9 protein-coding genes and 1 pseudogene are annotated in these 9558 nt (G+C 53.0%); 7 read left to right on the top strand and 3 right to left on the bottom strand.

Features of this window, described 5'->3' with window-relative positions; translation table 11 throughout:
* The first annotated feature begins 137 nt into the window (after positions 1-137).
* The 4 genes from MVC73_RS07325 to MVC73_RS07340 are packed head-to-tail and all read left to right on the top strand — an operon-like array spanning position 138 to position 3845.
* The gene (locus MVC73_RS07325) at positions 138-548 is read left to right on the top strand and encodes a metalloregulator ArsR/SmtB family transcription factor (protein WP_297509051.1); all 411 of its coding nucleotides are present in this window, start codon (positions 138-140) and stop codon (positions 546-548) included.
* Positions 545-1873 carry a hypothetical protein gene (locus MVC73_RS07330; RefSeq protein ID WP_297509054.1) on the top strand — a complete coding sequence of 443 codons (1329 nt, stop codon included), beginning with the start codon at positions 545-547 and terminating at the stop codon, positions 1871-1873. Before MVC73_RS07325 ends, MVC73_RS07330 begins: the two co-directional genes overlap by 4 nt.
* Positions 1873-2532 (top strand): DUF4097 family beta strand repeat-containing protein, encoded by a 660-nt coding sequence (locus tag MVC73_RS07335; protein WP_366938946.1) that lies wholly within the window; start codon positions 1873-1875, stop codon positions 2530-2532. Before MVC73_RS07330 ends, MVC73_RS07335 begins: the two co-directional genes overlap by 1 nt.
* Before the next feature lie 50 nt (positions 2533-2582).
* Positions 2583-3845, top strand: coding sequence for an MFS transporter (locus MVC73_RS07340; protein WP_297509056.1), 1263 nt, complete (start codon positions 2583-2585; stop codon positions 3843-3845).
* Here the strand turns inward: MVC73_RS07340 and MVC73_RS07345 are convergent.
* Positions 3838-4353 (bottom strand): cob(I)yrinic acid a,c-diamide adenosyltransferase, encoded by a 516-nt coding sequence (locus MVC73_RS07345; protein WP_297509072.1) that lies wholly within the window; start codon positions 4351-4353, stop codon positions 3838-3840. The genes MVC73_RS07340 and MVC73_RS07345 overlap by 8 nt on opposite strands.
* Positions 4354-4442: 89 nt before the next feature.
* Here MVC73_RS07345 and MVC73_RS07350 point away from each other — a divergent pair, with 89 nt between their 5' ends.
* Positions 4443-6464: a DUF4350 domain-containing protein gene (locus MVC73_RS07350; RefSeq protein WP_297509059.1), complete on the top strand. Its 2022-nt coding sequence runs from the start codon at positions 4443-4445 to the stop codon at positions 6462-6464.
* 15 nt (positions 6465-6479) lie between these two features.
* Here the strand turns inward: MVC73_RS07350 and MVC73_RS07355 are convergent, their stop codons facing one another.
* Positions 6480-7307 (bottom strand): translation initiation factor IF-2B subunit alpha, encoded by an 828-nt coding sequence (locus MVC73_RS07355; RefSeq protein WP_297509061.1) that lies wholly within the window; start codon positions 7305-7307, stop codon positions 6480-6482.
* Positions 7304-8011 (bottom strand): ATPase domain-containing protein, encoded by a 708-nt coding sequence (locus MVC73_RS07360; protein ID WP_297509064.1) that lies wholly within the window; start codon positions 8009-8011, stop codon positions 7304-7306. The genes MVC73_RS07355 and MVC73_RS07360 overlap by 4 nt, the downstream gene beginning before the upstream one ends.
* Positions 8012-8236: 225 nt before the next feature.
* Here MVC73_RS07360 and ribD point away from each other — a divergent pair, with 225 nt between their 5' ends.
* A complete protein-coding gene (ribD, locus tag MVC73_RS07365; RefSeq protein ID WP_297509066.1) occupies positions 8237-9313 on the top strand; it encodes a bifunctional diaminohydroxyphosphoribosylaminopyrimidine deaminase/5-amino-6-(5-phosphoribosylamino)uracil reductase RibD in 1077 nt (358 codons plus the stop codon).
* Positions 9294-9558, top strand: a pseudogene (locus MVC73_RS07370) (riboflavin synthase); the annotation flags it as partial. The gene ribD and the pseudogene MVC73_RS07370, both read left to right, overlap by 20 nt.

The raw sequence follows: 9558 nt of genomic DNA on the forward strand, positions 1-9558 counted from the left end.
ATAAGCCGAGGCGAATAATAAACCTTCCGATTCACTCAAGGCCTCTTCCCGGAGTGGCAACCGATAAACTTTTATATACCTTTAGCGCCAGTTAAGTACAGAAAATTGTACTACAAAAATCTGTACCCGGTGGTAGCATGGACGACCTGAGGGCCCAGCTTGAGGAGCTGAAGAAGAGGCTGGAACTCCTTGAAGAAAATATAGACCCGGTTGACGAGGTCATGCTCTCCATAAAGGCCCGCCTGCGGAGGAAGCTTGAGGGGGGCAAACTTCCCGAACTCGACGAGGAGAAAGCGGCAAAGACCCTCAAGGCTTTGGCGAATCCCGACAGGATTAGGATACTCAAGATGCTCTCCGAGAGGCCGATGGGGTTCAAGGAGATAAAGGAGGCTTTGGGCGTTGAGAGCCCAACGGTTTCTCACCACCTCAAGCTCCTCACGAAGACTGGGATGGTGAGGAAGGGTGAAAGATACGAGATCTCTCCAAACGGACGTTTGTTTCTGCGTTTGCTTGAGATAATCACCGCCCTTGAGGAGGTGGAAGAATGAGCAACTGGTGGGTTTATGGCTTTCCTGAAGAGGAAGGGCTCAGGTTTAAGCTGGCCGATGCCCTTAAGAAGATAGTTGCAGTCCTCATAATCCTCTGGATCTTTAAGGGCCCCCTCAGGCTTGAGTCCTATACGGAGTACATAGTCTGGTCAGCGATAGGCCTCATCTTCGCCTACGAACTGCTGAGCGTCGGGAAGTGGGTTGGGGTTACCGTCTCTGGAGTCATCTTCGCCCTTGCCAAGGCCTTCTTCTGGGTCTCGGTCCTGCTCTTCGTGGGCAGGTGGATAGGATTACCTGAGAGTCTGAGCGGTGAGAAAGCTTTCCTTACCGCTGGCACGGCCTTCGCCTACTCGGTAGTCCTGGCCATAGCCGGTCTGCTCATCGGAAGTGGCCCCTTCGGAAGGTTGGGCTCGAAGAGATGGTTCACGGTCGAGAAGAAGGCCTACTCCTTCAGCGGAGCGGACTTTGGAGGTGTTAAGCTAAGCGGAAGCGGGAAGGCCTATCCCGTTAAAGTTGGAAGGAAGATCGTCGGCTGGGTGATTGATGGGGAGCTTGAGGTCGAGGCCGAGACACCACTCGGCAGGGTCAGGAAGCTCCTAAGCTCGCCGGTCGTGGTGTGGACTTCGAGGAAGCTCGGCGGTGCGAAGGAGAAGGCCGATCCTGCCTTCGTCGAGAGGGTTCAGACCATGCTCGACCCCGACAGACTCTACAGGAACAGGGAACGCGCCAAAGTCGTTGATCTGGGCATCATTAAGGTCTACGAGGGGGACGGCTTCCAGTACGTCAAGTTGCCCTTTATTGAGGTCATCGAGACGCCCCACGGCGAGAGGGTGAAGGTCGGCCCGATCCACGTCCACGAGGGCAAACCGGTAGCTCCTGAGGAGATGGTGACGATCAGAGAACTGGGAAACGGCTTCCAGCTCACCAAAACCGGCGACAGACTGGCCATAGAGACGGAGGAGTACAGCATTGAGGTGGTCGGTAGTTCAGTCACCTACAGGAGTGGAGAAGATACGCTGAGGCTTTCAAGGGACTACGTCTCCCTGAAATCCGGTGAGCTCTCGATAACCGTCGGCAAAAAGAGGGCGAAGCTCAGGATAGACGACACGGTAATTTCCGCCTCGGAGGGAAAGGTCAGGATAAGGGCCGGCGGAAGGGACTACACGATAGAGAGCGGAGAAGCCTGCCAGCTGGTCATAAGGAAAGCTAAGGAGATAATTGAGGAGCAGAGCGCCGAGCTGATCGAAGGCTTTAGCGTGAACAGGGCAAAGCTCAACGCGCGCGTCAAGGAGCTGATAGACGAGCTGATGGCCTATCTCGGGTGATGAGGATGATCTTTGAAAACGTGAAGGAAGTCGAGATAAAGGCCGTGAACGGAAGGCTGAACATTGAGGGCTGGGAGCAAAGCCACGTGGAAGTCGATTACACAAAGTATGGTGATGTGGACGTTAAGGTCAAGCAGAGGGGGAGCAGGCTCATCATAAAAGAGGAGCCGAAGAAGAGGTTTCTCAATTTTCTCGGGAAAAGCGGATGGGCCGAGATAAACCTGAAGGTGCCCAGAGACGTAATTATAAACGCCAGGAACGTGAACGGTGAACTTAAAGCCAGGGGAGTGCGCTTTGCTGGAGCAACGACGGTTAACGGGGATATTCACCTTGAGAACTGCGAAGCTGAAAAGCTCTCCACGGTAAACGGTGGGATAAGGGCTCACCTGAGGGTCGCTAGTTTTCTCAAGGCCTCAACCGTGAACGGAAACCTTGATATAACGCTGGATGATCTTGATGGTGACGTTGAGCTGAGCAGCGTCAACGGTGATGTAATCCTTCACCTCACCGATCTCTGCGACGCGAAAATAGTAACCAAAAGCGTGCATGGAGACATCGAGTTTAATGGAATAGACCCGGAGAACCCTGTAATTGGAATCGGCGACTACGAGGTCAAGGTGAGCACGGTAAACGGGGACGTGATGATAGAACTGGTCTGAGCTTTCTCGTTTTACATTAGCCAACCACATAAACACAACGGGGAGAGAACATGAGCCTCAACAGAAACTTCTGGCTCTTCGCTTTCGGAAGGTTCGTCTCCCAGCTCGGCTGGGCGGTTCAGGACGTAGCGTTGCCCCTTTACGTTCTGGATAAGACGCACAGTGGAAGCATGATGACGACCTTCATCTTAGCGGAGATGATACCCGCTTTACTCGTCATGCCCTTTGCGGGCGTAATAGGCGACCGCTACAACAGGAAGCACCTAATGGTCGGCTTCGACCTCGCGCGAGGGATTCTGCTCTTCGGCATTTTGGCCTTTAACTTCATTGGGATTTACCAGCTCCTCGTCGTCCAGGTAGTTATGGCCACGATGGGGGCGTTCTTTGGAGCATCAACGGGCGCGATGTTTCCGGATCTGGTTGAGCCGGACGAGCTTGAGAGGGCCAACTCCATAACGAGTTCCTTCAACATCTTCGCCAGACTTGTTGGCCCGGCATTGGGAGGTTTCATCTATGCAATCGGCGGCATTGCCTTAGCCCTCCTCGTCAACGCGGTCAGCTTCTTCGGTTCCGGTCTCTTTGAAATCCTCATCAAATACGAGTGGAAGGCCAAGGAACTTGAGGGTCTCGGCCAGGTTGTTTCCGACATAAGGGAGGGGGTAGCCTTCATCCGCTCCAACCGCTACCTCTGGACTCTCATGGGCTTTGCGATATTCATGATAGCCTTTGCACAGCCATTTGGAGCTGTTCTAATGCCCTACGCGATGAGGGAAATCCTGAAGTTCTCAAGCTACCAGTTCGGCCTCCAGCAGAGCGCCTTTATGGTCGGAGCTTTGATTGGAAACGCGCTGATAGCGGCGAAGTTCGGCAAAAAGGCCGGGAAATACATCTTCCACGCCCTCCTCTTCGACGGCGTCATGATACTGGTCTTCACGTGGCTCATAAGTCCGTTTGCCGGCCTCTCCACGGCCTCTGCCTTCCTCCTCTTGGCGGGCGTTAACGTCCTCTGGGGGGCGGTTGAGGCCTTCCTCAACGTGCCGATAAACTCGAAAATACAGCGCGCCGTGCCGAGCGAGGTTCGCGGAAGGGTTTTCTCTGCAATGGCCGTTCTCATGCATTCCGCCGGTCCTCTCGGCCTCCTCGCGGTCGGTCCGCTCCTCGACAGGTTTTCCGCGTGGATGGTCTCTCTAGGTCTCTGGGTTGGTATGGGCGCGGTGGTGCTCTACTACTGGATGAAGCACCGGGAAATCCTCGCGGGAGAAGATGGGAGCGGCAGAGGAGAAAGTGGAGAAAACAAGCCGGGGGTCACCTGACCTCCTTGACCTTCCCCTCCCTCTTCTCGATAACGCGCGCCATTATGAAGAGCAGGTCGCTGAGCCTGTTGAGGTAGACGAGGGCGTTTTTTCCAAAGCCGTAGTCGAGGACGAGCTTGGCAACCTTCCTCTCGGCCCTTCTGGCTATAGTCCTGCAGATGTCCAGCTTTGCGCTCGCTATCGTTGAACCGGGAAGAATGAAGGCCTTCATCTGGAACTCTTCCTCGTACTTCGCTATCAGCTCCTCCATCCACCTGACTTCCTCCTCGCCGACCTTGACGTACTTCCCCTTGCTGGCAAGCTCGCCCATGATGCCGTAGAGCTGGACCTGTATCTTCTCCAGTATATCAGCCATCTCCTCCGGAACGTAGTGCTTCGCCTCCCCGAGGAAGCTGTCAAGCTCGTCTATCGTTCCGTTGGCCTCCATTATCGGCGAATACTTCGCGACGCGGTCGCCGGTGAAGAGGCCCGTCAAACCCTTGTCTCCGGTTTTTGTTGTAATGGACATTGTAATCACCCCCAGTGTTAACTCTCTTAACTTTATTAGGCTTCCGGAAAGCTTTTTTAAGTAAAAGCCCTACTTAACTGGGTGATACCATGAGGCGGATGGCCATTCTCATTGTAATTCTTCTTGTTGTAGGGGCCGTACCTTTCTCGGCGCTTAAACCAGCAGCCGCTGCAGTGCCCTCAAAAACTGTCCAGATAGTCGCCTCTGCCGACGCGTACAGTTCCTACAAGTACGGCAAGTACTACAAGTGGTACAGCTACCATGAGTACAAGGGAAAATACGAAGTGGCCGTTGGCAATACAAGTTATTATGCAAAGGAACGCTCATACTTCCGCTTTGACCTCTCCGAGATTCCCTCTATCGCCGATATCCAGAGTGCCCAAGTTTGCGTTTACGTTGCTTATATCAAGTACCGCTCACCACTGATGAACGTTGGAATATACAACATAACCAACGACTGGAACGAAAACTATACCAAACCGGCTCCGGTGCCCGGAGAGCTCCTCTACAACACAACACTCAAGAAGGGATGGGTATGCTTTGACGTCACCGATTACATAAAGGGCAAGTTCCCGGCCGAGAAGACCTTCAGCTTTGTTCTCAAGCTCGTTGATGAGAGCATCAGCAACTACGCTTGGATTTACTCCCGGGAGAACTCCTACGACAGGCCACATCTTGAAATAACCTACCGGATTCCCGTTGCGATATCCAGTCTCACCGTCAGCAAGCCATACTACACCAGCAGCCCGATGAAGATAAGCTCCACCATAACCAACGGCGGTGAGAACGACGTCCAGCTCACCTACACCCTTACAATAGACAACAAGACCGTCGAGAACAAGACGATAACGGTTCCCGGCGGGGGTGAGGTGACCGAGACATACACTTGGTTCACGACCAAAGCGGGCACGCACACGATAAAGGCAGAGATACGTGGAGATGGCTTCTCCGATACGGCAGAGACCGTAATCAACGTGGAGTACAACCCCTACATACTTTTTGCCAGCCTTTCAAGGCTATATGCAAACTTCTTCGAGAGGGAGTATCCCAACGTTCAGGCCCTCTACGAGAACTTCACCGGTACGGTTGACCAGCTCCAGAAGTGCGGTGTTGATCTCGGTGACATCAAAGATGAGGTAAAGACGATAAACGAGGAGTACACCAAAATGCAGAGGGAGTATCAGCGGTACCTCAAGGTAAAGGAGAACCCCCTCTACCAGCGCGTCCAGTACTCGTATCCGATAACGCTCCACATAAGGAAGGCCCTCTTCCTCGAAAGGGACGTTGAAAAGAGGATAAAGAAAGTGCTTCCAATCCTCCAGAGAACCCTTGAGCAGGTTCTGCCGAGTTGCACTGCCCCCACCGGAAACCAGACCAATGTAACGAGCTCGAACGTTACGATAGTCATACCGAAGGTTCTCATAGACCTATCCCACGACCAGTACTACATTAACAAATACGGCTACCAGGGCCTCCTCAACGGTATTGAAAACGAGCTTGGCTGGGAGGTTTACGTGAACCTTGAGCCGCTCACATACGAGAAGCTCAAGAAGTACGATGTCCTCATCCTTACCAATCCAAAGAAGCCCTTAACGAGCGATGAGATAGAAGCCATAAGGGAGTTCGTGCAGAATGGTGGTGGACTTATAGTGTCTGGTGACTGGTACAAGTACGTGAACATCGAGAGCCTAAACGAGCTCCTCCAGGGTACAGGAATACAGTTTGAAAAGACGGAGCTCATGGATGAGGAGGAGAACAGCGGAAGGCCGTACTATCCGTTCGTTGGCATCTATAACAGGGACTCTCCGATAACCAAGTTCATACCCGAAGACTGGAAGATGTACTACAACGGCGACACCCTGATGATAGGTGGAAGCGCTGTTTGGGTCATCAGGGGCTTTGATAGCTCCTACGCTGTTGATGCCGACGGAAACATCGTTTACGAGAAGGGAAGTGAGCCAATCGTTGCAGCGGCAGTAACCTTCGGAAAGGGCAGGATAGTGGCATACGGTTCAAGCAGGACCTTCAGTGACGTCTACTACAGCAAGTACATAAAGAGCAACTGGCCCTTCATCAAGGGAGCCCTGCTCTGGCTGGTCGGCCAGAGCTGATTTCTTCTCCCTTATTTACAGCTCTTTTGGGGGAACTATTATTCCGAGCTCCGTTATTATGCCCCTGATGAACTTCCAGGGGGTAACGTCGAAGAGAATGTTCCTCACCCTGTAGCCCTGCCGGGAGTACGGCCTTTCGAGAAGCTCCATCCCGTCGGAGCTCTTTTCCGGGTGGAACTTGAAGCTCTCGGCTGCGACGTAGAAGGGAACGCCGGCGTCGTGGCAGGCGAGAGCGAGCGGATAGGTTCCGGCCTTGTTGACCACCGCCCCGTCCCTCGTGACTGTATCCGCCCCTACTAAGGCAAGGGTTGCCTTCCGGGCAAAGAGCCCCAGCTGGGCGTCAGTTATCACCTCAAAGCCGACTCCGAGCTTTTCAAGCTCCCTAGCGAGGGCTATTCCCTCGTAGTCTGGGGCACTCTCGGTGAGCACGACCCTGAATTGCCTGCCCTTTTCCATCGCACGCCTGAGTATTGAGAGAACGGCCGAGGAGAAGGAGTGGGTTATTACGGTATCACCATCGTCTACGAGCTCACTGCCAATGTTGCCTATTTCGATGATGGAAGTCTCCAGAAGTGATAGGAACTCCTCCACGCGTTCCCTAACAACCTTTGGATCATCAGTCAGGGGAATGAATCTGGACAGGTTGTAGAGTGATGCCATAGATGGGTTTACAGCGGGAAGAAGATTCCTCATCTCCCTCAACGCTTTTCTGAGCTCTTCACCCCTCAGGTTCCCGGCCAGAAGGAGGTAAGCCTCAGCCCCCCTCTTGGCGAGGTGCGTGGCTCCCCTTATGCGCTCGCTCCTCATATCCTCAAGAACCGAGAGAACCTCCTCGGGAATCACTCCAGTCCACCCACTTCTTCGTCGGTGTTTATGACCATTCCCCTATCGGTTATTTCAAACGTCCTCACGAAGGGGTCGAAGCCGCTTCCCCTGAACTTTGTTATCCTCACAGTTCTCATGAGCCTGCCGTTGACTTCCATTCTTTTTAGTTCTATGACCCCGTTAACGAGGTATTCCTCTATATCCGTCTTCTCCAGTTCGGATGTTATTAAAACGGTCGCCTTGAGCTTCATCATACTCTTTACAAAGGTTAGGAAAGACTTCCTGTAGTCCATCTCGGTGTTGGCGGCGACCTTAAGCATTGTTATCGGATCAACGATAATGCGGGAATACCTGATTTCCCTAAATCGCTCAACGATTGCCGACGTCAGCTTTTCAAGGCTTTTTGCGTATGTTTCGAAGAAGTCCTCTACAAGAACGTATTTTTCAACCGTTGGAGTGGCGTCAAGGAGAACAAAGCTCGGATTTCTTACGTCGAAGCCCATCCGGCCAAAGTCTTCCCTTATGTTCTCGGCCGGCTCCTCAAGGGTTATGTAAAGGACGTCCTCCCCGTTTTTAACGCCTTCCATGGCAAAGTGCATGGCCAGGGTGGTCTTTCCCGTCCCCGGGGACCCCTTGACCAGATAGACCCTGCCCCCTATTAAGCCACCATTAAGCATCTTGTCAAGCCCGGCAATTCCCGTTGAAACCCGCACTGGGTTCATATGCACTCCCCATCTATATTTGTTATGATTGGAATATAAAACTATTCCAGCTTAAAACTTTATCCGGGGCATTGCTTAAAAGTTGGCGGACACGGTTCGGAGAAAGACCCGCTATTCATTACCCGACTTCCAGTGAACCGGAAAAACGGATGTTGAAAACTTGCGATGTTCCATAAATGGAACTAAACTTTAAAGTTACTGGAACGAATTTTCTCCGGTGGTGGGATGGAGGACGAGAAATACATGCGCCTCGCTTTAGAGCTCGCGAAGAAGGGGGAGGGCTGGGTGAACCCGAATCCGATGGTTGGGGCTGTAATAGTCAAGGACGGCGAGATAATCGGTACTGGCTGGCACAGGAAGTTCGGGGAAAAGCACGCCGAAGTGAACGCTATAGAGGACGCCAAGGCCAGGGGCTACGATGTTAAAGGCGCCACTATGTACGTGACCCTTGAACCCTGCTCCCACTGGGGGAAGCAACCACCATGCGCCGATAGAATAATTGCGGAGGGCTTCAAGCGGGTTGTAGTTGCGATGAAAGACCCAAACCCTCTCGTGGGGGGTCAGGGGATAGAGAAGATGAGGAAGGCCGGAATAGAGGTGGAAGTCGGCCTCCTTGAAGATGAAGCGAGAAAGCTCAACGAGATTTTCATAAAATACATAACGACCAAGATGCCCTTTGTGGCCATCAAGCTTGCCCTGACTCTAGACGGCTTCATAGCGACCGAAAGCGGTTCTTCTCAGTGGATAACCGGCGAGAAGGCCCGCAAAAGGGTTCAGGAGCTTAGAAGAAGGCACATGGCCATAATGGTGGGTTCCGGAACCGTCTTAGCTGATAACCCGAGGCTCAACTGCAGGCTTGAGAACTGCCCGCCGAAGGTCAAGGCGATCCTCGACCGCTCCGGCAGGATAGCAGACGAGGTGAGGAAGGGAAGGAAGTTCAAGCTATTTGAGGACGGCAGGGTTATTTTCTTCACTGAACGGCCGGAGAAGTTCGAGGGCATAGCGGAGGCATATCCTGTAACAGAACCGGAAGAAATCCTGAGGAAGCTCGGCGAACTCGGCATAGACAGCGTTCTGATAGAGGGTGGCAGAATAGCCTGCCAGTTTTTAAGCCACGCTGACAAGTTCTACCTCTTCTACGGCCCGAAGCTTTTTGGGAGGGGAATTAAACCCTTCGAGTGTCTGAAGGTTGAGGAAGCGAACGAGGCCCCTCTCTTGAGGATAGAGTCAATAGAGAGGCTCGGAGAGAGCTTTTTGGTTACGGCTTACCCGGGTGGTGGAGATGTTCAGCGGGATAGTTGAGGCAACTGGCAAAGCCCGTTATTCAGCGGGAAAGCTCTACGTGGAGGTTCCATTCGAAGTCAGGCCCGGCGACAGCGTCGCGGTAAACGGCGCCTGCCTGACCGTTGTGAGCTTTGACGGGAGAATAGCCATCTTCGACGTTGGGGAAGAAACCCTGAGAAGGACGAACCTGAGGGAAGCGAAGGTTGTCAACCTTGAGAGGGCCTTAAAAGTAGGCGACAGACTCGATGGGCATATCGTAACCG

The sequence above is a fragment of the Thermococcus sp. genome, assembly GCF_027052235.1.
Taxonomy (GTDB): Archaea; Methanobacteriota_B; Thermococci; order Thermococcales; family Thermococcaceae; genus Thermococcus.

What these genes read in the sequence shown, in the direction of transcription:
- MVC73_RS07325 (WP_297509051.1), top strand. Translation starts at nt 138, where the DNA reads ATGGACGACCTGAGGGCCCAGCTTGAGGAGCTGAAGAAGAGGCTGGAA.
- MVC73_RS07330 (WP_297509054.1), top strand. Translation starts at nt 545, where the DNA reads ATGAGCAACTGGTGGGTTTATGGCTTTCCTGAAGAGGAAGGGCTCAGG.
- MVC73_RS07335 (WP_366938946.1), top strand. Translation starts at nt 1,873, where the DNA reads ATGAGGATGATCTTTGAAAACGTGAAGGAAGTCGAGATAAAGGCCGTG.
- MVC73_RS07340 (WP_297509056.1), top strand. Translation starts at nt 2,583, where the DNA reads ATGAGCCTCAACAGAAACTTCTGGCTCTTCGCTTTCGGAAGGTTCGTC.
- MVC73_RS07345 (WP_297509072.1), bottom strand. Translation starts at nt 4,353, where the DNA reads ATGTCCATTACAACAAAAACCGGAGACAAGGGTTTGACGGGCCTCTTC.
- MVC73_RS07350 (WP_297509059.1), top strand. Translation starts at nt 4,443, where the DNA reads ATGAGGCGGATGGCCATTCTCATTGTAATTCTTCTTGTTGTAGGGGCC.
- MVC73_RS07360 (WP_297509064.1), bottom strand. Translation starts at nt 8,011, where the DNA reads ATGAACCCAGTGCGGGTTTCAACGGGAATTGCCGGGCTTGACAAGATG.
- ribD (WP_297509066.1), top strand. Translation starts at nt 8,237, where the DNA reads ATGGAGGACGAGAAATACATGCGCCTCGCTTTAGAGCTCGCGAAGAAG.